24 protein-coding genes are annotated in these 25,328 nt (G+C 51.2%); 7 read left to right on the top strand and 17 right to left on the bottom strand.

The window, feature by feature from the left end:
- Positions 1 to 162 precede the first annotated feature (162 nt).
- The 5 genes from ACX93W_RS19450 to ACX93W_RS19430 all read left to right on the top strand — a co-directional run bounded on the left by ACX93W_RS19450 (position 163) and on the right by ACX93W_RS19430 (position 5,218).
- Positions 163 to 636: a GNAT family N-acetyltransferase gene (locus tag ACX93W_RS19450; RefSeq protein WP_459394040.1), complete on the top strand. Its 474-nt coding sequence runs from the start codon at positions 163 to 165 to the stop codon at positions 634 to 636.
- Between the two features lie 220 nt (positions 637 to 856).
- Entirely contained in the window at positions 857 to 1,684 is an 828-nt protein-coding gene (locus tag ACX93W_RS19445) for a DUF6612 family protein (RefSeq protein ID WP_459394039.1), read from the top strand.
- Positions 1,685 to 2,019: 335 nt separating this feature from the next.
- Positions 2,020 to 2,166 carry a DUF1540 domain-containing protein gene (locus ACX93W_RS19440; protein ID WP_459394038.1) on the top strand — a complete coding sequence of 49 codons (147 nt, stop codon included), beginning with the start codon at positions 2,020 to 2,022 and terminating at the stop codon, positions 2,164 to 2,166.
- A 239-nt stretch (positions 2,167 to 2,405) separates the two neighbouring features.
- Positions 2,406 to 4,037, top strand: coding sequence for an AraC family transcriptional regulator (locus tag ACX93W_RS19435; protein ID WP_459394037.1), 1,632 nt, complete (start codon positions 2,406 to 2,408; stop codon positions 4,035 to 4,037).
- 143 nt (positions 4,038 to 4,180) lie between these two features.
- A complete protein-coding gene (locus ACX93W_RS19430) occupies positions 4,181 to 5,218 on the top strand; it encodes an ABC transporter substrate-binding protein (RefSeq protein WP_459394036.1) in 1,038 nt (345 codons plus the stop codon).
- 166 nt (positions 5,219 to 5,384) lie between these two features.
- Here ACX93W_RS19430 and ACX93W_RS19425 read toward each other — a convergent pair whose 3' ends face one another.
- The 4 genes from ACX93W_RS19425 to ACX93W_RS19410 all read right to left on the bottom strand — a co-directional run bounded on the left by ACX93W_RS19425 (position 5,385) and on the right by ACX93W_RS19410 (position 9,757).
- The gene (locus ACX93W_RS19425; protein ID WP_459394035.1) at positions 5,385 to 6,863 is read right to left on the bottom strand and encodes a DHA2 family efflux MFS transporter permease subunit; all 1,479 of its coding nucleotides are present in this window, start codon (positions 6,861 to 6,863) and stop codon (positions 5,385 to 5,387) included.
- A 70-nt stretch (positions 6,864 to 6,933) separates the two neighbouring features.
- Positions 6,934 to 7,278, bottom strand: coding sequence for a hypothetical protein (locus tag ACX93W_RS19420; protein WP_459394034.1), 345 nt, complete (start codon positions 7,276 to 7,278; stop codon positions 6,934 to 6,936).
- Positions 7,271 to 8,587, bottom strand: coding sequence for an MFS transporter (locus tag ACX93W_RS19415; protein WP_459394033.1), 1,317 nt, complete (start codon positions 8,585 to 8,587; stop codon positions 7,271 to 7,273). Before ACX93W_RS19415 ends, ACX93W_RS19420 begins: the two co-directional genes overlap by 8 nt.
- Before the next feature lie 207 nt (positions 8,588 to 8,794).
- Positions 8,795 to 9,757 (bottom strand): acetylxylan esterase, encoded by a 963-nt coding sequence (locus ACX93W_RS19410; protein ID WP_459394032.1) that lies wholly within the window; start codon positions 9,755 to 9,757, stop codon positions 8,795 to 8,797.
- A gap of 222 nt (positions 9,758 to 9,979) precedes the next feature.
- Between ACX93W_RS19410 and ACX93W_RS19405 the strand changes: the two genes are divergently transcribed.
- Complete coding sequence (locus ACX93W_RS19405) at positions 9,980 to 10,336, top strand: hypothetical protein (protein WP_459394031.1); 357 nt, start codon at positions 9,980 to 9,982, stop codon at positions 10,334 to 10,336.
- A gap of 166 nt (positions 10,337 to 10,502) precedes the next feature.
- Here the strand turns inward: ACX93W_RS19405 and ACX93W_RS19400 are convergent, their stop codons facing one another.
- The 13 genes from ACX93W_RS19400 to ACX93W_RS19340 all read right to left on the bottom strand — a co-directional run bounded on the left by ACX93W_RS19400 (position 10,503) and on the right by ACX93W_RS19340 (position 24,137).
- Positions 10,503 to 10,718: a hypothetical protein gene (locus ACX93W_RS19400; RefSeq protein WP_459394030.1), complete on the bottom strand. Its 216-nt coding sequence runs from the start codon at positions 10,716 to 10,718 to the stop codon at positions 10,503 to 10,505.
- Positions 10,719 to 10,972: 254 nt separating this feature from the next.
- Positions 10,973 to 12,115 (bottom strand): Ger(x)C family spore germination protein, encoded by a 1,143-nt coding sequence (locus ACX93W_RS19395; protein ID WP_459394029.1) that lies wholly within the window; start codon positions 12,113 to 12,115, stop codon positions 10,973 to 10,975.
- A 37-nt stretch (positions 12,116 to 12,152) separates the two neighbouring features.
- A complete protein-coding gene (locus ACX93W_RS19390) occupies positions 12,153 to 13,715 on the bottom strand; it encodes a spore germination protein (RefSeq protein WP_459394028.1) in 1,563 nt (520 codons plus the stop codon).
- 201 nt (positions 13,716 to 13,916) lie between these two features.
- Positions 13,917 to 14,993 (bottom strand): ABC transporter substrate-binding protein, encoded by a 1,077-nt coding sequence (locus tag ACX93W_RS19385; protein WP_459394027.1) that lies wholly within the window; start codon positions 14,991 to 14,993, stop codon positions 13,917 to 13,919.
- Between the two features lie 24 nt (positions 14,994 to 15,017).
- Complete coding sequence (locus tag ACX93W_RS19380; protein ID WP_459394026.1) at positions 15,018 to 15,878, bottom strand: ABC transporter permease; 861 nt, start codon at positions 15,876 to 15,878, stop codon at positions 15,018 to 15,020.
- Positions 15,878 to 16,672, bottom strand: coding sequence for an ABC transporter ATP-binding protein (locus tag ACX93W_RS19375; RefSeq protein ID WP_459394025.1), 795 nt, complete (start codon positions 16,670 to 16,672; stop codon positions 15,878 to 15,880). Before ACX93W_RS19375 ends, ACX93W_RS19380 begins: the two co-directional genes overlap by 1 nt.
- Before the next feature lie 365 nt (positions 16,673 to 17,037).
- Positions 17,038 to 17,580, bottom strand: coding sequence for a hypothetical protein (locus ACX93W_RS19370; protein ID WP_459394024.1), 543 nt, complete (start codon positions 17,578 to 17,580; stop codon positions 17,038 to 17,040).
- A gap of 141 nt (positions 17,581 to 17,721) precedes the next feature.
- Entirely contained in the window at positions 17,722 to 18,570 is an 849-nt protein-coding gene (locus ACX93W_RS19365) for a formate/nitrite transporter family protein (RefSeq protein ID WP_459394023.1), read from the bottom strand.
- A 20-nt stretch (positions 18,571 to 18,590) separates the two neighbouring features.
- Positions 18,591 to 18,935, bottom strand: coding sequence for a nitrite reductase small subunit NirD (nirD, locus tag ACX93W_RS19360; RefSeq protein ID WP_459394022.1), 345 nt, complete (start codon positions 18,933 to 18,935; stop codon positions 18,591 to 18,593).
- Between the two features lie 18 nt (positions 18,936 to 18,953).
- Positions 18,954 to 21,389 (bottom strand): nitrite reductase large subunit NirB, encoded by a 2,436-nt coding sequence (nirB, locus tag ACX93W_RS19355; protein ID WP_459394021.1) that lies wholly within the window; start codon positions 21,387 to 21,389, stop codon positions 18,954 to 18,956.
- Between the two features lie 341 nt (positions 21,390 to 21,730).
- Positions 21,731 to 22,840, bottom strand: coding sequence for a PAS domain-containing sensor histidine kinase (locus tag ACX93W_RS19350; RefSeq protein ID WP_459394020.1), 1,110 nt, complete (start codon positions 22,838 to 22,840; stop codon positions 21,731 to 21,733).
- Positions 22,833 to 23,489, bottom strand: a complete 657-nt coding sequence (locus ACX93W_RS19345) for a response regulator transcription factor (protein ID WP_459394019.1) — start codon at positions 23,487 to 23,489, stop codon at positions 22,833 to 22,835. Before ACX93W_RS19345 ends, ACX93W_RS19350 begins: the two co-directional genes overlap by 8 nt.
- Positions 23,490 to 23,699: 210 nt before the next feature.
- A complete protein-coding gene (locus tag ACX93W_RS19340) occupies positions 23,700 to 24,137 on the bottom strand; it encodes a GAF domain-containing protein (protein WP_459394018.1) in 438 nt (145 codons plus the stop codon).
- A gap of 288 nt (positions 24,138 to 24,425) precedes the next feature.
- Between ACX93W_RS19340 and ACX93W_RS19335 the strand changes: the two genes are divergently transcribed.
- The gene (locus tag ACX93W_RS19335) at positions 24,426 to 25,184 is read left to right on the top strand and encodes a Crp/Fnr family transcriptional regulator (protein WP_459394017.1); all 759 of its coding nucleotides are present in this window, start codon (positions 24,426 to 24,428) and stop codon (positions 25,182 to 25,184) included.
- Positions 25,185 to 25,328 lie beyond the last annotated feature (144 nt).

Genomic DNA, 25,328 nt, shown 5'->3' with positions numbered 1-25,328 from the left:
ATTACAGTTTCCTTACAGCATTGTTAGTTTAGAAGCGCCTAGCAGGCGACCGCATGGAATAGGGACCGAAGGAAATACAAACTTTCCTCCACTTCCTCTATTACGGGGCCGAGAATCCATCGCTACAATAGAGTCATCGGATGAACATTGGGAGGAAAAGGAATGATGGAAAACAAACACCACTTTGCGATCAGACCCGCTGAAAAAGGGGACTTGCCACGCTTAAAATCTTTGATGCTGGAATATATCGTTGACTTTTATGGAAGCAATCCTCCTGACGAAAATCGGTTAGATGCTCTGATCGAACAGCTCCTTGAGCAAAAGGAAGGCATTCAACTGGTGGCGGATAACGGGGAAAAGCTGGCGGGTTTTGCAACGCTTTATTTTACCTTCAGCACCTTGAGAGCATCACGGGTTGTCGTTATGAACGACCTTTACGTGGTGGAGGAACAACGCGGCCGGGATGTCGCGGCCGCACTCGTTCAAGCCTGCCGGCGTTATGCGGCGCAGCACGGCTATGCGGACATAAGCTGGGTTACAGCACATGACAACCATCGCGCTCAGCGTTTTTATGACAAAATAGGCGGCGAACGCGAAGAGTGGATCACCTACAGCATTAGCCCGGACCCCTCTTGATTGTATAACCCCGCAATACGTATAGACTGCTTGCTTCACGGCGGTTTAATCCACCAATGCAATGGTGCAGACGCTCGTACTGAGCAGGGAGGCCGTAACTTCCCTGCTCGTGCGGGCTTTTTATTTTGGCAGTCTCAGCTTACCATCCTAAAGTTTGGAAAATAAGGTGCCGATATAGGAGGTAGTCTATATACAACATGAAGGGAATGGATGAGAAGCGATGTCTAGTTTTTGTAAAACCACGCTGGCAGTCAGTCTGCTGCTGCTTTTTGTTCTAAGCGGTTGTGAACAGCAATCCATCAAGAAAGTAGAAATACACACAAATGATCAGGGTTTGCCAGAAGCGGAGGAGTTGCTTCGATTATCCTCTGAACTAGTCAACTCTCTTGAGAGCTACGGCGTAGACACTGAAGGTTTCCTGCGGAATTACGGCAGTACAAAAGAGGAACTCATTTGGGAGGGGCCAACTTCCGCCACGGCATTACAATACGTCAAGTCACCATACTTGCTGTTTAGCGAAATACGTTTTCAAAAGGATAATTCAATCATCAATTACTATGTAGCCGATGCCTATGGAGTATTCGAGAAAAGAATCGGAGAGCCGTGGATCGAGATTTCGAATGGGGATCAAAGGGCTATGGATATCCATAAGGAACAATGGCAACCAGAAATAGATCCCTTTGCCGTGATAAAAGGGTTGAAGGATCTTACCCTAACAATCGGGCAAGAAAACGATAGATTCATTCTAAATGTTACGGGGATCAACCATGAGCAAACGTCACAGGAAGGCCATCATGACATGAATGGCAAAGAGTACACATTGGTCATCAACAAAGACCAGAAGTACAAGCTTCGCTACGTTATCCATAAGGACACCCTTTTACCCCTGCAGAAAATTGAGGAAGTCGAGCAAATGATGGATTATTCAGGAGAGAAGCTCTACAGTGATAGAACCATAACCTTCACCTATGAAGATTTCAACAAAATCAACAGCAACGGGCTAATTAATGAGGCTAAGAAAATATCCGAAGCCGTTAAAGAAAACTGAAGATACCAATAAATAAAGGGATATCCGCCGAACCCTCGGCATCAGATATCCCTTGCATCCTGACCTCGCCCCTGACGCTGTCGCCTTCGCCTGATTTCAGCTCAAAGCTCCGTTGCACCAGTTGTCCTCAATCCATCCCGTCGCCGCGCTTTCATTTTCATTCACGATTGCCGGTCATGTTGCAGAAATAATGGAAATGGGTTAAAATAGTACTGAAACGCAAATAGCCCCTTCTGGTAAAAGGGACATGCAGATCTTTAGTCAAGCTGGTAACTTGATATTGACGATCTGTGCTGTATTGGGTTTCACAACAATTTCATAAGGAGGTGCTCACGATGGCTAAAGACGTACTCTGCGAAGTTGACACTTGTGTCCACTGGCATAACGGAAACAAATGCGCTGCTGAACAAATCTATATCACATCTCAAGAAAAAGCGCACACATCGTCTGAAACAGACTGCAAAACATTCGAAGTTAAATAATGATCTGGAGAAGGGATACTGGGGTATTCCTTCTTCTTTTTTTATTTTAACAATAACGATAATTATTATCAAGCTTTTTTCAATAAGTTTTTTTATGAGCGTTGTTTCCAACGGCAGCCCCTTGCATAACAACGCCTTACCGCATGCTCCTCCGCTCCCCATCACACCCCTATATGCTATACTGACAAAATAAAGCCAACAACGATCCATGACTACAACTGAAGAAAAGGTGAGCCTCCATGACGCAGTATGGACAGCCAGAATCGCCGCAGCAGGTTCCCGGTAGCATCGTCACTAACGAGTTTGCAGGCGCAGTCAGGCATGTATGCAGAGACAAGCTGACTCTGCCCCCTTCCAATATGCATATCGTGCTGCTGGTGGAATCCGGAATGGGCACCTTGCTGCTGAATGGGCAGAAATATCCGCTTGCTTCAGGCAAATGCTTCTACGGACTTCCCGGCATGGCCATATCGGTAGAGCCCTATTTTAATGAAGCTGTCGTCTATGCGGTTTCCTTCAATCGGCTTGGCTCCCGTGTGGAGCAAGACGAACAGATTATATTCGCCCGGCTGAGGGAAGGGTTTGCAGATTGGGGCGCATTATCCGCTCCCCGGCCGGAACGGCTTCTGCAGTTAGCGGACGAGTTGGTCCGCTTGAAGCCCGCTTCGGAGCAAATTCACTATTCGCTGGCCGTCGCCCTGTTCCACGATTGGATGCATGAGCTTAGCTCTGCCAATTCCCCGCGTTCAGACCAGAGCGACGGGAATGAAGCCGTCATTCAAAAAATTGCGGACTATATTCGCAGCCATTACCACGAGGATTTGAAAAGAGGCGTTTTGTCGAAGAAGGCGGGATTTACGCCGGAATATTTTTCGGCCCTGTTCAAACAGGTTACCGGCAAAAGCTTAACCGAGTTCATTACGGAATTGCGCATTCGTCATATTCAGGAACGGCTGCTGTTCGGCGGCGCTAGGCTGCTTGAGGCCGCAAGAGAGGTTGGCTACAAGGACGAGCATTACGCCAGCCGGCGCTTCAAGCAAGAGGTCGGAGTATCTCCGACCAGCTATATCCGCTCACCCAAAAAGATTGTTTCCCTGAGTCCCCATCTGACTCTGCATTTGCTGGCGCTTGGCATTGCGCCTGCGGCTACGCTTGCTTATCCATGGCGCTTCGGCGAATACGAAACCGTGCTTTCCGAAGGCGGCTGCCTGGTACGTGACTCGGCGGTTGGCTTTTCACAGGATGAACTGGCCGCTCTGCGTCCCGACATCATTCTGGCAATCGACAATCTGGAGAAAAGCAAAATTGAAGCCTGCCGAACGCTGGCTCCCACTCTGGTTGTCCCATGGTACGGCAGCGATTGGCGCGGACACTTTTCATTGCTGGCGGGCATAACGGGCCGTGAGGAGCAAAAGCGGCTTTGGCTTCAAGACTTTGGGCAGCGCGGCGCTATCCTCAAAGAACGCCTTCAGGCCTCCGTCAGCTTGAAGCGGACTTTGCTTATTGTGAATATCCGTAACACATCCTCTTACCTGTATCTGAATCGGGGCATGGGCAGTCAGGTCGTTTATGGCGAATTAGGGTTTCATGCGCCTTTGGAGGTACAGAAGCTAAGCCTGGACGGCGCTTCCTTCGCGATACAACTCGAGGATATTCTCCCCCGCTTCACTGCCGATGTGATCCTGCTGATTACCGAACCGTCACCGCAGGCGGCAGCCCGAACAGGAATCCTTTTGAAGGAAGAAGCCTGGATTCAGTATGTTCGGAATGGCGGCATTGTTCATCAGGCCGATATGAGCCGCTGGCACGGCTATGATCCCCTGTCCAACCAGCGGCAGCTAGAAGATATGGAAAACTGGTTTGGCCTATAGCAACCTCCCCGACAAGCAGTCTTTTTTTAGGTTGTCTGCTTATAAAAGTCCACCAAACTTCTTACGGCAGGCCATGTTCCAAGTCGGCGGCGTTTGGTATGATTTTTCTCGACAATGAGAATCAATATCATGGAGGGGAAAACGTGAAATTATCTTTTAGACATGGGGGCTTTATCGCAGCTATCCTGCTGCTTGCAATCCTTACCGCCTGCGGCGGAAATGGCAATAACCAGCCGGACTCCGCAGAACCGCTATCGTCGCCGACATCTTCTTCCGATTCATCGGCAACTCAGGAGCCGGCGGCTTCCGAACCTGCCGAGAGCGAAGAAGCTGAAACCAGAGAATTCCAGCACGGCAAAGGCGTAAGCGTCATTCCCGTCAGGCCGCAGCGAATTGTGGCCATCCAGTATACAGGAGCAATGCTGGCGCTTGGCGTCAAGCCGGTTGGCGGCGACAATGAATGGTCAGCCTATCCCCTTTTGGAAAACGAATGGGAGGGTATCGAGCCTATAGGCGATCCCTGGAACGGCCTGAACCTGGAAAAAATCGTCGAGCTTGAGCCTGATCTCATCGTGACTCATGTTGAAGCTACCTATGACGAGTTGTCCAAAATCGCGCCTACCTTGTGGATTCCATGGCTGCAATACAATCCTCAGGAGCAAATCGCGTTGTTTGGCGATATCTTAGGCAAGCAGGCGGAAGCCGAGACATGGCTCAAGGAATTTAATGAAAAGCTGGAGCAAACCAAGAAAGACGTTTCATCCATTATCGGCGAAGATGAAACGGTGTCGATCTTCAACGTTCGTCCCCAAAATCAGTTTATTTATGGCAATAAAGCAATGGGCGGTTATGTCATCTACGACCTGCTTGGCTTGAAAGCCCCGGACATTATTCAGCGTGACGTGCTGGATCAAGGACTTGGGCAATTGGAAATTTCGTTGGAGGTGCTGCCTGAATATGTCGTCTCCGACTATGTATTCCTGTCCATACTCGCAAACGACGGCGGCGCTGAAAGAGCCGACGAAATCGTAAACGGCCCTATTTTTAGCCAGCTTCCGGCGGCCAAAAACGGCAAGGTTATTTCGCTAGATTGGAATACGTATTTTACTACCGATCCGCTGTCTACGCGGAAGCAGTTGGACGCCTTCGCCGAGCTGCTGAAAACCAGCGTTCAGCAATAACGCAAGCCAGCAGCCATCGGCCTCAACTAGAGGGGGTCGTTCAAAGCCGCCTCGGTTATTACCGAGGCATCCACTAAACGACCGGCACGCAAAAGGCGCCGCCTTGGGAAACATCAACGTTCCCCAAAGCGGCGCCTTTATTTGTGTTCATTGGTATTCGTTTGTATTAGTGGCTCGGCTGAGGAGCCGTCTCTCCCTCGCCTGAAGGGCGGTTTGCCCGCTTCAGCAGCAGGGTCAGAACCAGCGCCGTGACAACCAAGGCAAACGCGATCAGAAACGCGCTTTTCATGCCTGCCATCATGGCGGCCATTCCCATTGCGGGATCATCCGCCGGGTCAACTCCCGCTTCCGCGAGGAAGCTTGCGGAGCGATTGCTCATCACGGTTACAAGCAAGGCCGTGCCGATTGCGCCCGATACCTGCTGCAGCGTGCTCAATATGGCCGTGCCATGCGTGTACAGCTTTGGCGGCAAAGAATTCAGCGCGTTGGTCATAACCGGCATCATCATCATGGAGATGCCCAGCATGAGCAGAGTATTCATAACCATGATAAACGCATATGGCGTTTCCGGCGTCAGGCCGGAGAACTGCCACAGCGTATTGGCAAGCAATACGAGTCCGATGATGGACAGCCATTTGGCTCCAAACCGGTCGAACAGGCGTCCGGTAATCGGCGACATGATCCCCATCAGAATGCCGCCAGGCAGCATAACAAGTCCTGCTTCAAGCGGCGTATACTGCAGCGCCTCCTGCAGGAACATCGGCAGCAGCAGCATCGCGGAGAACATCGCCATCATGACAATCATCATAATTGGCGTCGACAGGCTGAATATGCGATGGGTGAAGGTACGCAGATCCAGAAGCGGCTCCTTGATCGTCAGCTGCCTCCATACAAACAGCAGCAGGGCGACCGCTCCCGCAATCATGGGAACAAGCACGGTCGGGCTGTTCCAGCTTCCGTGTCCTTCCCCCGCGCTGCTGAAGCCATACACCAGACCGCCAAACCCGATGGTCGACAGCAGCATGGACAACACGTCGATTCGCGGCTTGCTGGTTTCCGTCACATTTTGCAGCTTGTAGTAGGCGAACAAAATAACAAACAAGGCTACCGGAAGCACGCTGTAGAACAGGACGCGCCAGCTGAAATGCTCCACGATAATGCCGGATAACGTTGGCCCGATCGCTGGGGCGAATGTAATAACGATGCCGATCGTACCCATGGCGGAGCCCCTTTTTTCAATCGGCACAACCGAAAATACAACGTTGGTCAGCAGCGGGAACAGCAATCCCGTGCCGGATGCTTGCAGAATACGTCCCAGCAGCAGCAGCTCAAAGCCGGGTGAAAGCGCCGCGACCAGCGTCCCTGCCATAAACAGCAGCATCGCCGACAGAAACAGGCTGCGCGTCGGGAAACGTCTCATCAAATAAGCCGTCATGGGGATTAACACGCCAATGACCAGCAAATATCCCGTGCTCAGCCATTGGGCTTTGCTTGCGGCAATCTCAAGATCTCCTCTAATCTGCGGCAACGCCACATTCAGCAAGGTTTCATTCAGAATGGCGACGAACACGCCAAGAATCATAACCATTACGACAATAAAGTTGCTGCGGCTGCCGAAAGCGCCGCCTGTTTTTTCCTTGACCATGTCTCCACTCCTTCTCATCCAAAGCTTTGTTTCTCTATTTTGCCACGAAGGCACTGCACCTATCTTATATTTACAAAGGAATTCGGTATTCCGAATTCAGCTCCACGATATGCTCGCCCTGATTGTATACCCAGCAAAAATGGAACGTATTTCCCGTATAGCGGGTGCGCTCGCGGATATCCGGCACGATCGTGTCCTGCATATGGGAGATGACGATGTTCTCCATCTCCTCCAGCCTTCGTCCCGTCTCGTCCGTCATAGCTTCAGCCTGCTCCTGTGGCATTGTCAGCAGGAAATAGTTCAGCGCCGTTTCCTGGAACCCGGCGTTATCGTCGATTGCGCTGCCAGCGCCGCGCAGCACTTCAAGGGCCGTTTTGGCCCAGTCGCTTTTAAGATCCATACTAATTTCATACATTGATTCCCGAACCCCCATTATTTTCCTTCACAGAAACGCCGTCCTTGAATTTCATCAGAAACGATAACCCAATCGCAGTAAACAGCAGCAGGAAAGGCACGACGCTGATCAGCACGCGGAAGGTCGTCTCGGGATCAGGACCCGGCTCATCCCCGCTTTTGTACCCGAATAGTTGACCGACGATAAAAAAGGCCAGCACCGAAATCAAGCCGCTGGAGCGAGTAATAAAACCAGCGACAGCTGTATAAACCCCTTCTCTTCGACGACCTGTTTCCTCAAAATCCCGGTCGATTATCAGCCCGGTGACAACAGGCGGCGTAACCAGAAAACCGGCCATGCCGAACCCGACAATAACTCCTGCTACCACGCCCGCTCCAAGACTGTTGCCGAACCAGAGGGGGATAACGGAGAGCGCATACGCGCCAAGAGATAACCGCCATGCGATGACAGGATCCATCCGGCGGACCAGCCAATACCATACGCCAACCAACGGTATAACCGAAACAAAGATGGTGGCCAGCAGAATGGTTACCTGTTCCTCAGGGATTTTCAGCACATATTTCGCGTAAAAGGGGATCATGGAGCTAAGAAGCCCGTTTACCGTCTGGGCAAACGAATTGGAGATATTAAACACCCAAAACGGCTTATTCGACAACGTCGCGCTAAAGGCTTCCTTTAATCCCATGCGGGGCGTCTTGAGCGCCTCCGAGTCCTCCTGAACATATCTCATGCACAGCAGCATAAAGAAGGCAAATACTACCGCATAAATGATCGACATGGAGCCAAAGCCCAAACTGTTGAACAGAATAGGGGTCACGGCGGTTCCGATCAGAAGCGCCACAATCTGATACCCCTGCTGAATGGCGGATGCCTTGGTGCGAATCGTCCCGCCCCTGAATAACTCAGGGAACAACGCGCCATAGTTGACCCATAGAATCGTTGCGGCGGCTTCGTACAGAATTAACGCAATCAGGAACCACGCGAACAGGCCGTACCCCGACAAACCGCCCGGCACCGAAAAAATCAGAATAAACGTCAGCATAAAAAGCGGAACCGCAATGTAAATCCAAGGTTTTCGGCGGCCGTATCGCGATTGGGTCCGGTCGGAGAAATACCCAGCCAGCGGCTGGTTGACCGCATCCCAGATCATAAAGATCACCCGGGCCAATGTTGCCAGGGCCAGTCCCAATCCCAGCTTTTCAATATAATAGTACGTATAAAACGTGCTGAACGCCTGACTCGGAATCATCATGGCCAACATCCCGAACGCGTACGTCCACGGTGAATTTATTCCTTTGCTCCGTCTCATTTTCCCCCACCCATCCCTGTTAAAAAGGTTGTTCAAAATGTCCTCATCATCAGCTTGCTTGGAACATTTTGTTGCCGCAATGAGGAAAGCTCCAACAGGGCTGACAGTCGATGGAGGAAGAGGGGCTATTCCGCAGGCTACAACTATATTCGCTCTGCCGGATGCATGTATCATTCAGTTTCCGTCAAATCCAGGGTGTCCTAAATCCTAAAACCAATGGCCAAAATGCTCCTTTAGATAAGCCAGCTTGATCTCCGTATGCCTCGCCCCTCCGCCTTCGTGTCCGTTAAAGGGGTAAATGTGAATTTCCTTCTCCCCCGCTATCCGGTTATAGGTGGCGAAATACATGAGCGGCGGGCAAATTTCGTCTTTAAGAGCCACCGATGCCAGCACAGGGCATGTAATCCGGTCAGCCATGTTCATCGTGTCAAAATAGCTCAGGTTGTCCATTACCAGATCAGTCTGGTCGGGATGCCGCCTCAAATATTCCGCTACTGCGCCAAACGCTCCGTGATTGCCGCGAACCCGCTCGCCGATATCGCTGTTGCTGGGCACATCAACCATGGCCAGCTTGGGCCGGTCATCCAATGCGGCAACGGCCATGCCAAGCGCTCCTCCCTGGCTTCCGCCTTCAAGGATAATCCGGTCGGCGTTGACCTCCGGCTGCCCGCAAGCAAAATCAATCGCCTTCAAGCAATCCGTATACACATGGCGGAAATAATATTCAAACCGGCTATGTACGCCCCTGCTGGCTACATTGCCGACAAAGCCGTGGCTGTAAGGCGCCTGGCTCCCGGTGCGGCCGCCTTGATCGCGGCAATCGACCGACAGCACCGCAAGCCCCATCATGGCCCAATGCATCAGCTCGGACGGTTCGCCACGACTGCCTCCGAAGCCATGATAATGAATCAGGCAAGGATACGTCGCTTTGCCCATAAATGCCGGCACGATAAACCAGCCATAAATCCGGGTCCCATCGCTGCCGCAATAGGATATTTCGCTAACCGTCACCGCCTTGGACGGGTAATCCAGCTGGTTTCTTTCCGGATTCAACGGCGCCGCTTGCGCTTCTGCTATCGTCTGTCCCCAAAATTCATCGAAATCATCCCTCTTGGTCAACAAAGGAAAGTATTGAAACAATTCCTTCGAGGTCTCCTGTACGTAACCCACAATTCAACCCTCCTGTAGAAGCAAATCAAGCTGCTGCAGACACATCCTTGAAAAAAGGTTTTGCCTAAATGGGACCAACAACGGCCCACCTTGTATTATACTGCATTCAAGAATGAGAAAAAGGATAAATTTTTGTGTTTTCTGAATTGGGGCTTGCAATCCCCTTAATTCCTAGTATAATACTAGGTATATAAAGCGAGTTCATTCAGGAGGATGCCAGCTATGAAGATTACCGAAAAAGATATCGCTGCAAAGTGGACGGATAATTATTTGGATCTTTACAATTTTGCGATTGAAATCGGGGATACGGAGTGGCAGCAGCACATCCTGCAAACCTTAAAGGCCAGGGATGCTCACATTGCGTTGGAAATTCAGCATGGATTGCGAGTTGATTTGTGGTTGCGATTCGATGCCATTAACCGCAAGGTTCTGGAACTGTACGAGCAATTGCACAATGTGCAATACAGCGACGCCGAAAGACGCCAGTTGACGGAGAAGGTTTGGGAATTCAAGCTGCAGCGCATTATGATCGCCAGCAAGCTGAAGGAACATTACGTCGCGCAGGGCGAAACGTTATAGGATCAGGGTCAAGGCCCTCAAAAATAAAAAAAATTCGGCATGCAGTGATCTGCTTTGCCAAACCTGACAGGTTAAACCGAACATCTTATTGGCATGCAGTGGACTGCTCTGCCGATGTAAAATCTGCATCAAACCCGGGATGAATGGCCAGATTCATCCTGAATCCTTACATGGACACTTGCTCCATTTCGCGCATCATTTTCATCATCATGGTCATCATTTCATCGCATTCCTGCATTTTCATAATCATCATATTCATATCCATGCCGTCCATCATCTTGGCTTCCATCATCATGTCCATCATCATCTTCATGGATTTCATTTTGCACATCATTTCATCCATGCACATGGTCATCATCATTTGCATAGCCATCTTTTCCATCGCCATTCACCTCCTGTTTTTCCGTTTCTTATCTCGTTTCCTATCATACCTCACACTCGTCCAGGATGACAAGTGTTTTTTTTGATTTTTTATTGCTTTTTAATATTGGGTTATGGTATAAATAAAGATTACACTCTTATATCAAACTAACCCGCTTGGAATTATGAAATTGCTAGGGCTTGTTTTCACCCCCGCGGAGAGCAGCTGTTTCCGAATGTTTGTTCCATGAAAGGCGCTTTTTCAAAGGCTTCCGGCTAGGGTAATGGTTTGGCGCTAATACTTCCTCCCGTAATGAGCTTTAGCTTGATATCGAACATAAACGGAATTTCCGAAAATTGCTGGCCCCAATTCTCTTTCAATTTACTCCATTCCTTTGGATTACGGCTGTAGATCTCATTGCCAATCCCGATCACATCAAGCTTCTCCCGTTGAATATAACCCAATGCCTCCTTTGCCTCCTTCTCCATCTGCCGCTCTACTTCGCCCACAAACCGCTTTTCCTCGGCCTCATCTTTAATCGTGGAGCATTTGAGCTCCGTTGCCGCGATTTCACCCCTGATCTTTACATCCACAACCAGTCTGCCTTTTACAAAATGAGGATTTTTTTTGACCACGAGAGACAAAACCTCGCTTGTCTCGTGCACTTTTTCCTTTCCGGCGCAAGGCACCTCCATAATGCCCAAGTGAAACTGATTTCGCAGGATCAGCAACCCCTTCACCTTTTCGGCGGGAACAACGTTATCCAGCTTGCCATCCCGCAGCAGCGCAACTCCCGCTGCCGACCACAGCGCCGGATTGACCTTGTCCTCATAAACGTAAGCCAAGGCGGCATTGCTATTGGGGCTTTTAAGCTGCCGAATCACGTCCAGCAGGGTGGTATCCAGCGTTTTGCCCGTGTTGCGGAAGGAAGATTCCCCGGAGCGCAGAAGCTGCTGCGAGGTTGTTTGCTCGATCAGCGGCTTTTTCTCAAGCAGCTTGCTTGCTTTTCCTTTGGCGATCATCAGGGTTACGCTGCTGCGAGGTTCATGATCCCTGTGAAAAAAATCAAGCATGCTCATCAGATCCATTTGTTTGGCGAACTGCTCCCCCACCAGAATGACGCGAAGATGGCTCCACTGCGCTTTGCGGCCCAGATGAATAGGTATGTCGCGTATCGCTCCCATGACCGTATCGTTGACTGTGGCGATATTGATGCTGGATTCGGCGGGATTATTGCCCGGCCTGTCCGCTTGGGGAGATGAAGGACGGTAGATTTGCGTCAGAAGCTCTACCTGCCCCTTCTGGTTGCGATCTATGGCGACACCCATGACAAAACCGCGCTCCGTCAACTCATATTTGCTCCAGCAGCCCGGCAGTAGCAGCAATAACAGGATGATTACCGGCAGTTTTTTCCCCATGGCATCTCCGACCTCCGTCAACTCTCTAAGGTGTTCACTAAATGATGGATTTATGCCGCTTGGCGTTACGCGGGTTGCGCAGCAATTTCTTCAAGGATTGGCGGAAGGCAATATCCCGTAAATCCGCTATTCTTAGCGGTGCAAGCGAGGCTAGATAAGGGCGTCCCAATGTCCTTAGCTTGCAGAGATGCAGCAGAATGAGCAGCAGGCAGATCATCATGCCAAAACCGCCCATTAACGCCGCGCTGATCATGAGAGGAAAACGAAGAATGCGCAGGGCTATCGCCATCCCGTATTGCGGCATGGAGAAGGAGGCAATACCCGTCAATGCGACCACGATAACCATAATGGGCGAGGCAATGCCCGCGCTGATCGCGGCATCCCCGATAACCAGCGCTCCCACAATACTGACCGCAGACCCGATTGGGCGCGGCAGCCGAACTCCCGCTTCCCTCAGCAGCTCGAAAAAAAATTCCATCAGCAAGGCTTCAAAAAAAGCTGGCAGCGGAATGCCTTCCCTAGCGTTGGCGATAGCCAGCAGCAGCACGGTGGGAATCAGCTCCGGATGAAACGTGGAAAGCGCAATGTAGACGCTGGGGAGCATCAACGCGATGATAAAAGCCAGCATCCGCAGCCAGCGGAGCATTGTAGACAGTACAGTGCGCTGATAATAATCCTCGCTGCTCTGGAAAAACTCCACGAACAGGCCGGGGCAGAGAAGAATGCTTCCCGTCCCTTGAACGAGCACCGCTATTTTGCCATCCAGCAGCGCCGCTACCGCCATGTCTGTCCGCTCCGTATAACGATGCTGCGGAAATGGCGAATAGGTGGACTCCTCAATCAACTGCTCGATATAGGAGGTTTCCAATATTTCAACCGATCCAATCTGCTCCATCTTTTTTTTGAATTCCCGCAGCAGCTCGCCGTCGACCGCCCCATCCAGATAAGCATAAGCAACGGTTGTATTGGTTGCTCCTCCGCCGGTCAACATGCAGATTTTAAACTTTGGCGTTTTGAGGCGCAGTCGGAGAAGACCCAGGTTTTTTTGCAGATTTTCAACTGTGCTCTCCCGAGGCCCCTGGACAACCGATTCGTTAACTGGTTCGGTTACTTGTCTGGTTTCTACCGATGCCGCCAAATAGTTGAGAGCTTTGTCCCATCCATCAATAAAGATTAGCAGACGGCCGTTGGAAATTTCGCTGACCGCGGTATTCAAATCCGCCACAACCTCTGCCTTTTTGGAGGAAACGCCGTCCTTTTCAAAAAAGTGGACAAGCTGCTCCAGCGTCACGTCCGCTCCAGGGCCGATTTCGTGTGTATCAAGGTCCTGCAGCGACGTTTTCATATAATTTGTGGTATCTTCCTGGATTAGCGAGCTGTAATAAACCGAGCATGCGCGGAGCTGTAAGCCGGGGCCGTAGTTCCAATGCTTATACACGATATCGGAGCTGCCGTCGAACAACTGATGGATCTGCTGCATGACAGCATCCAGATTTCGGGGGATGGAGGTTTGCTCCTCTCCCTTCCCATCGGCATTGCCCGCCGCAATCGTGGAATCCGAGGAGACGGATTGCGATGTAGAGCTGAAGCTGTCTGCCATCTTGAACCACCTCTGCGCATGGAAAATGTAATGATACCTTCCATTATTTCCTCTCGGGCTTTCCTTCATGCAAAATAAAGGCCAACCAGAAATCTCTGGTTGACCCAATCAATCGAAATGGGGCTGTCCGATGGTTTAATCACATCCTGAAGGCCTGTTGTTGACCCCTCTGGTACTCCTTCAGTTTGGCATGCCTTTCATTCAGGGCTTTGGTAAAAACTCGGTCGTAAAGATATCCTTGGCGTCAAATGTCTCCTTCAGCAAACCAAGCTCCACAAGCTGACCAATCAGAGTTGACCATCGCTCCTCCGTCATATAGCCAAACCCATGCTCCGCGGCATCGCCGCCGTAAACAAACTCCCGCTGCGCTTCATCCTCAAATTGTATGGCGTCCAAATCGATATTGGGATTAGCCTCGTGGATTGCGGCATTAACCGTCTCGGAATGGTCCTTGTAGGACATCCAGCCTTCATGGAAGGCTGTGACAAAACGGGCGACTTCCTCTCGATTGCCCTCTAGATAATCTTTGGTGACAAAAAGCACGACGTTATAAGGGTTATATCCGGATTCCGACACAAGCAGCGTTTTTGTCTTAATTCCCTCTTTTTCCATGAAAAAAGGCTCGGAGGTAAGAAAGGCTTGCGTCACAGACTCCGGATCAGCCAGGAAATTGACATGTTGGCCGGTATAGGTCATTTCCTTAACTCCGCTCAAATCATACGTCTTTTTCAGATAGTCCCAGTACGTAATGCCCGGTTGAATAAACACCGTCCTGCCGTTCAAATCCTCAAAATCCTTTACGTCTACATTTTCCTGGAACATAAAGGCCTGAGGGCTTCCTTGCAGCGCTGCCGCTACAACGACGAGGTCGATCCCCTGATTTTTGGCGATTACGATTTGGTCGGCATGCGCCAGACCGTATTGGGCATTGCCTGAAGCTACGATTTGCACCGCTGAAACCTGGGGACCGCCGGGCTCGATGGACATTTCAAATCCGTGTTTTTCGAAAATGCCTTCGCCTTGGGCAGCATAGACGCCGCCATGCTGGGCTTTCGGAAACCAGTTCAATACGATTTTGGCCTTCTTCACTTCCAGAGGCGCCGACGGTTCAGGTGACGGTTCAGCCGTTGCTTCCCCGGCAGCCGTATCTGTTGGAGAAGGAGACGCCGTCTCCGAAGCCGCAGGTTCAGCATTTCCCCCGCCTCCGCCGCATGCCGCCACCAGCATAACCGCCGCCAGCAGCAATCCCAACAACCACCCTTTTCTCTTTTTCATCATAGCTTCTCTCTCCCTTTATCATATTTATTGCGACTTCATTGCCGACTCGTGCCAGTAACCCAGCATCCGTTTGCTGATCAGGCTTACAACCAGATAAAAGCTGATCCCCAGCAAAGCAGCGGTAATGCCGCACGCGAACAGAAATGGCGTTTTCATCTGGACTGCCGCAATCGTTATCGCGTAACCCAAGCCGCCTTTGCCGCCCCCGATTCCGGCTACGTATTCGCCAACAATCGCGCCGACGATCGACAGGGTGCAGGAGATTTTGAGGCCGGCCATCATGTAGGGGAGTGCTGCGGGGAGACGAAGCTTCCACATCTTTTGCCATTTGGAGGCATTGTATAGGGTGAATAGCTCATCCATTTGTTTGTCTACGGAGTTTAATCCCATTAAGGAATTGGAGATGACCGGGAAAAATCCGATCAGAAAGGCGATAACCACGATAGAATTGTAGCCTGCGCCAAACCAGATTACGACCAGAGGCGCAACCGCGACTACAGGGATTGTCTGAAGAATGATGGCATAGGGATAAATGCTTCTTTCCAGAATGACGGAGCTGGCCAGCAGCACGGATATGGCGATGCCAATCACCGCGCTGAGCAAAAAGCCAATGATTGATTCAATGACGGTAATGCGCACGGCTTCCCACAGAATCGGCCAATCTTCGACTGCCGCTTTTGCTACGTCGGTTGGCTTTGGCAGGATAAAAGGCTTCATGCCCAGCCAGGAAGGAATGAGCTGCCACAACGCTACCACCACAACAAACGCAACGATCGGCCCCAAATACCGGCGCATAAAAATTTGCCTGGCTCTGCTGGCTTTTTTCCCCGCTGCTCCCGCCGCTGGCGAAGCCGCGTTCATCGTTTCCGCCGATGAAAGAGACATTATTCCAGCTCCTTTCCTATTGAGCCTTGTTCCAGATAGCGCGAAGCTTGCTCCACATAGCTGGCGAACGCCCTCTCCGTCCGCATGGCAAGCGTCCGGGGATAAGGCAGCGCCACATCGATCAAGGCGGACAACCGCCCCGGCCGCGCTGACATCACCGCGATTTTGGAGGATAAATAAACGGCCTCGAACACATTGTGCGTCACAAACAGCACCGTCATTTTTTCGCGCTGCCAGATGTCCAGCAATTCACGCTGCAGTCCCTGCCGCGTCATTTCGTCCAGCGCCGCAAACGGCTCATCCATCAGCAGCAGCTTGGGCTTTGCCGCCAGCGCCCGCGCAATGGACACGCGCATTTTCATGCCGCCCGACAACTGCCGGGGATACGCGTTGGCATAATCGTGAAGCCCCACCATCTCCAGCACCCGTCTCGCTTCCTTGCGATGCTCCTTCATGCTCCCCCCGCGCAGCTCCAGCGGAAGAACCACATTGTCTATGACGGTTCTCCAGGGAAGCAAATTGGCTTCCTGGAACACAAACGCAACATCGCTCGTTGCCGAGATCAACGCTTTCGGCTCCTGTCCTTCCACCGCAACAACGCCTGTTGTTGGTTCTTCAAGTCCCGCAACCATGCGCAGCGCAGTGGATTTGCCGCAGCCGGACGGACCCAGAAAGCTGACAAACTCCCCCTCCGTAATGCCAAAATGCACATCCTTCAAAGCGACCGTACCCGTATTGTACTTTTTGCCTACGTGATGAAAGGCAACGATATCGTTAACGTCCGCAGTCTGCACAGTAAATCCCTCCCGTCCCTTCAATGGATCTCGACACTTCGCTTCTTCAGAACCAATCACACTTTGGTTAACCGCTACTTTTTATTGTTCAATAAATCGTTGCTCAACCATTGTTCATGTCACTTTTATTGACATGTTATCATCTGGAAACATAAGCAACAATAGATATTGTCGCTAAAAAACGGTAGGCGGACTGTGCAAAATAGACAGATGTAACATGAGGTGTTTGCTGAAGGAGAGAGATTGGAGGCTGAAAAAAGGCAAAAAAAAGAGCCAAGCTTACGCAGCCCGGCGCTATTTTGTGAACAAGCATCATTTAGTTGTAGCCCGGCTGTTTATTCCAGAGCGATATATAAGGACTCCTCTTATGAGTAGAAATAGTCAATGTCGGTAAGGATTTCGTCAGCCAGCGGAAACAGCAGCTCTGCTTCCAGTCGGAAATACTCTTGCATAATCAGGCAAGCCTGCGCCATGTGAGAAGTCGCATGTTTAATTTTTGTATGACTTTCCTCGTTATGCTCTTTCACCTTCAAGTCCAGGAAAGACTGAATGAACAGCATGCCCATCTCGCGGTCTTTCTCCAGCCCCCAGTAGGATGGCGTAATGGATGGTCCCGGTCTTTTGTGAAAATAATCGTCTACCAGCGGGAATAAATCTTCATCTTCCCATTCCAGATACTTATCAAGGCTGCTTACAAAGGCTTCTGTTCGTCCTCTCAAGTCGGCCAGCAGATGAAACACGTTATCGCAGCCCGCATTCCGTCCAACTTCCAAAGCGTCGATATAGATGGACTTCATCTCGTTCATCAAGCCTTCTCGCTCTTCCTGCAATCGTTCTACGGCGTACATAAATCCTGTCGGTCGGGCGGAGTTCTGAGAAACGGTCAACAACGCCTTCTTTCCGTACATTATTTTTTCCTCCTTTAAACACCGAGTCAAGGCAACGATGTTATGCCAACATTATAAACATCGCTGCCTCTCTCCTGCTGTGAACTATCTCACGATTTGCCGTAAATATGAGCCATTTGAGAACAAAATGTGACAAACTCCTCAGCTTTGTTTATTTAATTCCACCGTTCCGGGCGCAACGATCGGCTGGGGAGCCGGCTGCTGGACCGTAAACTTGCTTTTTATCGGAGAAATAAACCAATATAGCGCTCCTACAAAAATACCTCCGCCAACCATGTTGCCCAGCGTTACCGGAATCATATTATGGAACCAGCCGGCGATTGTAATGGTTTCGGGATGGTTCGGCAGCAAAAGCGCCAAGCCCAGAACTGTCATATTGGCGATGCTGTGCTCGTAGCCGGAGGCGATAAACGCAAACAGCATCCAGAAGATAAGGATCAGCTTGGCTGTATCCTCCTTCGCGCGCAAGGATGTCCATATCGCCAGACATACCAGCCAGTTACACATGATACCGCGGAAAAACAAGGAGACAACATCCAGATTCATTTTTTTGGCGGCGGTCGCAAACAGCAGATGATCAGGCGGTATGCTGCCGAATAGCTCCGTCTTGTAAATAATCAGGCATAGAGCCATGGCGCCAATCAAGTTGCCGGCAAAGCACCACACCCAGTTATTTATTGCATCCCGCCATCTCGTTGCTTTCGACAAGCTGCTGACTGTAAAAAACATATTATTTCCGGTGAATAGCTCCGCGCCGGCAAAGATCACCAGCGTCAGCGCTATGCCGAAGGACAAACCCATGATCATTCCCGAGAAGGGGGATTTGGCTGCCGCCAAGGTCCCTCCTATCGTAAAGATCAAAATAATGCCGATGCCGACATATGCGCCTGCCAGTGCCGCGGCTATCATATATCGAAGCTTGCTGGAGTCAAACAATGCTTTTCGAGCTAATGCAGATTTGACGACCGTCTCCAATGTCTCCTTGAACATATGCGGCTTCCTCCCTATCGTTATGCGGGCAGTCCCACCAAAATTTCATCATTTTCGACCAGAGCCGGATAGGTTGTCGCTTGCCCCGTATCCGGTGCATACACGGCTCCTGTAGCCAGGTCGATTTTGGTATCGTAAAGCGGATCGTACAGTTTATGGCCGGATACAATTCCTTCGGAGAGCGGACCGCCCTTCCTGTGGGGATTTACGTTATGCAGGGCATATACCGCGTTATCCGTTGTCCGGAAGATGGCGATTTCCTGATCCTCCACCTTAACCGCGCGCCCAACCCGTACCGGGAATTGTTCCAGCTTGCCGACGCTGACGTAACGCAACGCGGTGCCTTGTACCTCTGTGTGTGCCATGATTTTTCCGCTCCCTTCTTATTTGGTTGCCAACGTAGTGTTTCCGTAGTAGCTTTCGCGCTCTTCCTTATCTTCAACCACGCGTTTCCATGGATCCTTGACGCCTTCAAGCGCTTCGTAAATTCTCGCTGTCAACCCATTCCGGTTGTCGTGGTCATCCAGAATGCTCGCTTTCACCCAATCCAGGCCAAGCCGTTCGATCCAGTCGGAGGTCCGCTCCAGATAGTTCGCCGTTTCACGGTACAGCTGAACGTAGGCTGCAGTGATTTCAACCAATTCGTCATCGGTTTTCACTTTGCACAGCAGCTCTGCTATGCGGGGTTTGATGCCGCCGTTGCCGCCAACATAAATTTCCCAGCCGCCGTCATTGCCGACAAAACCAATGTCCTTCGTGCAGGATTCGGCGCAGTTGCGCGGACATCCGTTAACGGCCATTTTCAGCTTGGCCGGCATATCCAGTCGTTCGAACATCTTTTCCAACCGGATGCCCATGCCTACGGAGTCCTGGGTACCAAAACGGCAATAAAGCGAGCCGACACAGGTTTTCACTGTACGCAGTGCTTTGGCATAGCCATAACCGGAAGGCATATCCAGCTCTTGCCATACATCAGGCAAATCTTCTTTTTTGACCCCAACCAGATCGATCCGTTGACCGCCGGTTACTTTCACCATTGGCACGTCGTATTTGACCGCAACATCGGCGATGCGCTGTAATTCCTGCGGAGTCGTAACGCCGCCGTACATGCGAGGAATAACGGTGTAAGTGCCGTCTTTCTGGATGTTGGCGTTCAGGCGTTCGTTGACAAAACGGGAATCCTTTTCGTCCTCATGCTCGTTCGGCCAAACCATGTTGAGGAAATAGTTAAGCGCCGGCCGGCATTTGGAGCAGCCTTCTGTTTGATTCCATTCAAGTACGTGCATTATTTCACGAGTGGTCGTAAGACGTTTCTCACGAATCGCCGCCACGATCTCATCCCGGCTCAGCGTCGTGCATCCGCAAATGCCTGTTTTTTGTGCCGCCCCCGCATAGCTGTCACCCAGCGCAAGTTGGAGCAAGTTGCTTACCGTCGGGATACAGCCACCGCAAGAGCGTCCCGCTCCGGTACAGCTTTTGATTTCATCCACTGTGGTCAAACCGTCGCTCTTGATAACGTCCAGAATCCGTCCTTTGGATACGCCATTGCAGCCACATACGATTTCATCGTTCGACATAGCCGCCACCCGGTCAAGAGGGGATTGCGCCGAACCGCCGGACGTGCCCATAAACTCGGAATATAGCTCTTCGGTCAATGTCACTCCGTTTTTGATCCATTGCTGTACCACGGCGGAATCCGTTACGTCGCCGAACAATACGCCGCCAACGACCTTGCCGTCTTCCAGCAAAAGCTTTTTGTAGACGTTTTTCCATTCATCCTGCTTGCGCAATACTTTGAGCTCGGGGCTGTCGGTAAAGCGGCCTGCGGAGAAAACGTCAACGCCGGATATTTTCAGCTTGGTGGATAAGACCGAACCTTCATACGGCTGCGTCTCGACGCCTGCCAGATGTTTGGCCAATATCTGGCCTTGCTCGAACAACGGCGCAACCAAACCGTAAGGGATTCCGCGATGCTCGTTACATTCCCCTACTGCATAAACGCCAGGCTCCGATGTTTGCATATAATCATCAACGACGATACCGCGGTTTACTTGCAATCCCGCTTCAGCAGCCAGCGTCGTGTTAGGACGAATGCCGACCGCCATAACCACGATGTCCGCTTCCAGCTCCGATCCATCCTTGAAGCGCACGCCTTGCACCCGTTCGCCGCCTAGCAGCTCTGCGGTCTGCGCTTCCATCTTGAATTCAATGCCTTGACGCTCCAGCTCCGCCTTCAGCATCGCCGACGCGGTTGGGTCAAGTTGGCGCTCCATCAAGTCCGGCATCAGGTGGATGACGGTTGCTTTCATCCCCAGATTGACAAGACCTTTGGCTGCTTCAAGCCCAAGCAATCCGCCTCCGATAACAGCTGCCTTGCCGTAAGTCTTGGATGCGTGAATCATTGCGCTGCAATCGCCGATATCGCGGAAGCCGATAACGCCTTCCTTCTCTTTGCCGGGTACAGGCAACACGATCGGATTGGAGCCGGTAGCGATAATAAGCTTGTCATAAGCCTGGCTGATTCCGTTTTCCGCATAAACAATGCGTTCCTTCGTATCGATTCGGGTAACAGCCGTGCCGGTATGGAGCTTGATGTCGTTTTCTTCATACCACGACCAATTGTTCAGGATGATGTCGTCAATTGTTTTGCTGCCCTCCAGCACGTACGATAACATAATCCGGTTGTAGTTCGGATAAGGTTCGCTGCCGAATACAGTAATCTCAAAACGCGATTTGGCCAGTTTCAAAATATGCTCGATCGTGTTGATGCCCGCCATGCCATTTCCAATCAGTACAAGTCGTTCCCTGGTTGCTGTCATAACAGTACGCCTCCTATCCCATCTCTGGTCTATCTACCTTTATCTTAGCGCGCTGCAGAGTGTAAAAATCATCAGGGAATCCCCCGATTTTCATTACTCATTTCCCTAAATCAATGAAATATGTGATCTGGCTCACGCAAAATAACCTGAATCAACCAATAATGGTCGGATTCAGGCTGAGGCATATAAGTTCAACTAAATAGGGTTGGCAGGAGTTCAGACCGCCGCGTGAAAGTTCCTCTGATCGCAGTTGTAACGTTGCTTCGCAAGCATATGCTTTTCTCCGGAACCTTTCACACTCTGGTCCGCTTCTGCCGGTTATTAGTTGAACTTATCCAGGGTTAGTTTTTAGGGACGTAAAAAATGATTTCCGTGCCTTGGCCCGGGTTGGAGTGGACCTCCAGCCTTCCGCCTACGCTGTTGGCACGCTCCTCCATGCTGAACAAACCAACGCTTCGAACGATCAACGACGGATTAAAGCCGTGGCCTTGATCCGTTACCCGAACCTCAACCTCTTCCTCGCTTTCTTTCAAAGTAACGGCCGCTTCCATAACATCCGCATATTTGGCGACATTGGTGAGCGCTTCTTGGATCACTCGGTAAATTGCCGTCTCCTTCATGACGCCAAGCCGGCTCTTGAGGCCGCACTCCAAATCAATTCCGATACCGAAATGCTGCGAATAGTTGTCGACGTAGGTACGGATTGCCGGCACCACTCCCAAATCATCCAGCACCGCAGGCCGCAGCTCCCAGGCTAGTCCGCGAACATCCTCCATCATTCCGGACACATCCTCGCGCAGCTCCCTCAGCTCCGCGATTTCATCGCGTTCCATAATTAGCCGGTCCAGCTTGATCAGAAGCGAAAAGAGACTTTGGCCAATGCCGTCATGAAGCTCTCGCGAGAAGCGCTTGCGCTCCTCCTCCTGAATCTCCATTACTCTGACCATCATTTCCTTTAATTCCTGCTCCGCTGCCTTGCGCTGGGTGATTTCGTTGCGGATAGCCAGATGCTGATACGGCTTGCCGCTATCGTCAATAAAAGGAACGATGGTTGTGCTGACCCAGTAGTAGCTGCCGTCCTTAGCGCGGTTTTTGATTTCGCCCTTCCAGACTTCGCCCGAAGATATCGTCCGCCACAGATCGCCGAAAAATCCTTTTCCATGATAACCGGAATTGATAATCCGGTGATCCTGTCCAAGCAGCTCTTCCCGTTCATATTTGGATATTTCGCAGAACTTGTCATTTACATACTGAATGGTTCCCCGCGCATCCGTTATAGCGACGATCGAGGACTCATCAAGCGCAAACTTGACGTCGGCCAATTGCTTGAGCGACTGGTTCATTCGCACACGCAAGTCCGCATCATCCACATGCCCCGCCAGCGTCGAGAGCAGATAATCGACGTCTTCGCCGATCACTTCGCGATAACGTTTGATGCTGTTGTTATTCAAAATTCAGCAGCCCCTTTTTCAATGCGAATTTGATTAGCTCCGGCCTTGTTTTCAGCCCCAGCTTCTCCATCAGGTTGCTTTTATGGGATTCTACCGTTTTTACGCTAATAACCAGGCTGTCGGCAATTTCCTTGTTGGAGTACCCTTTTGCAATCCAGCCCAGAATTTCTTTCTCCCGGTCGGACAACGCTTCATACGGACCCGCTGCTTCCCCGCCTTGTTTTACCTTAACGAGGTATTCGCTCATGAGGCGTTTGGTTGCCGTTGGGTACAAGTAGGCATTGCCGCTGGCCACCGACAGGATCGCGGACATTAGCTCCTCATGCGGAGCGTTTTTCAATATATAGCCGGATGCTCCGATCTGAATCGCGCGGAACAAATATTCATCGTCGTCGAACATGGTCAGAATGAGAACGGAAACGTTCGGCATTAGCTTCTTCAGCTCCGTCGTCGCCGTCATCCCGTCCTTCCCATGCGGCATGCTAAGGTCCATCAGCACCACATCGGGCTCAAGCTCCTGCGCCATGCGGATAGCCTCGTCGCCTTCCGACGCTTCGCCAACGACCTCGATTCCCTGCTTGCCATGCAGCAGCATATGGAGCCCCGATCGCACTACCGCATGATCGTCGCATATTAACAACTTGATCATACTTTCACTCCCCAGCCATCCCCGGATGTACCGTTTTTGCTTATTATACCAGAATACGGCACCTTTCTCAGCTTCAATTCCGTTACGTTTTCATATTTGTGAAAAATAACTCAAAATCAAAGCCCGCTGTAACGGTTCAAAATAAAAAAAGGCCAAGAAAGCTCCGCCGCTTCCTTGACCCCGTATCGGGTTGCTTAATGCGTCCCGTTGTTAAGCCGTTGATTCCGCCCCCGATATTTGCTTGGCTGCTTGCCAGGCCGAGTCGATCTGTTCCGGGCTGTATGCATTGTCTGACCTTCTGCCCAGCAGCAATACGCCATGAATGCCGCCATTCCATTCAAGCGGAAGCGTCGCCGCGGAACGAAGTCTTTCTCCGAGCATGACCGTTTCCCCCAGCTTGAACACATCCGCATCGGTTGTCACCGGACCGGAACGCGCCGGCCGGCCGGAACGGATCGCCATCCCCGACAACCCTGCAGCCAGCTTCTGCTCCACAAGGAGGGTGCGTCCGCTTATGCTCCCCGAAGCGCTGTGCCAGCGCAGCTTGCGCGCTGCCTTGTCGATCAGGCCGAGTCCGGCGAAGTCACTATGGGTGTCCTGCATAATCCTTTCCAAGCTGGAAGCAAGTTCGGCGTTCATTGTATTCATTTTGCTCCCTCCTCGCCTTTCTCCAGAATCTCGCTTTAGCGTACATTATTATTGTAGGTTCCCTATGCAGGGAAGCTTTATCCACCCGCTTCTTGATCGTAAGCCTATTGTAAAGCTTTTCTTGTTCATTGTATGTCAGGGAATTCCCTGAATTATTTTTTTGTGATCACCCTCACAGCTTTTTCAGGATTTTCCCCCTATCAGATTCAGGAGATACCCTGATATGATCTTTCGCACGATGCGGGTATTATAAAGATATCAAGGAAGCGCCGACGAGGGGGACTTACAATGAGCATATATTTTGCAACGGAAACGGAAAGCAATGAGACCAGAGGCGACAGGCTGGTTCAGAACGGAAATGGTTCGTTATTCACGGAAGGACAGCTCGACCAGCTTGCCAGCGTGATGCATGTGAAAAAAATCGCGAGCGGCGGCCATCTCTTCTGGGAAGGCGATGACGCGGTATCGGTCTACTGGGTTCGCAAGGGCCGCATCAAGCTACGCAAGTCGACGGGAGACGGCAAGGACCTGCTGATTTCGATCATGCAAGCCGGCGATCTTCTGGCCGATATCGACGCTTGGGACACCAGCCACCGCTACAGCGCAGAGGCTATGGACGAGGTTGAAGTAGGCGTCGTATCGCGGCTGCAGCTCGAGCTTCTAATGAGTAAAAGCGGAGACTTCTCGTACCGATTCGCCATGTGGATGAGTCTTATGCAGCGCAAGACGGAATCGAAGCTTCGCGATTTGCTGCTGGGAGGCAAAAACGGCGCTTTGGCTTCGATCCTGGTTCGGCTGAGCAACAGCTTCGGCGTAATGAAGCCGGATGGCATCCTGCTCGACATCAAGCTTACCAACAGCGAAATGGCCGATCTGGTCGGCACGACCCGCGAGAGCGTAAACCGGATGCTGAGCAGCATGAGAACCGACGGCATCGTAGAGGCTGTACCCGGCGGAATGCTGAAGATTCTGGATCTGGAAGCGCTCAGAGTTATGGCCGGCTGTCCTGATTGTCCGGCATGCCCTAAAGAAATTTGCCGGATATAAAATAGGTAGTTCAAAAAGTCCGCTCTCCATTACGAAACATGCCTGGCGGCATGGCCGATATCGAATATGACGCGTACAAGCAGAGATGTTTATTTTAGGCCAGTGACTTTTTACACAGTGGATGGATCGCAAAAGGCTTACGAT

This window comes from Paenibacillus sp. CAU 1782, from assembly GCF_054551715.1.
Note: the sequence above shows the minus strand (reverse complement) of the source record. Positions and strands in the feature narration are given on the sequence as shown.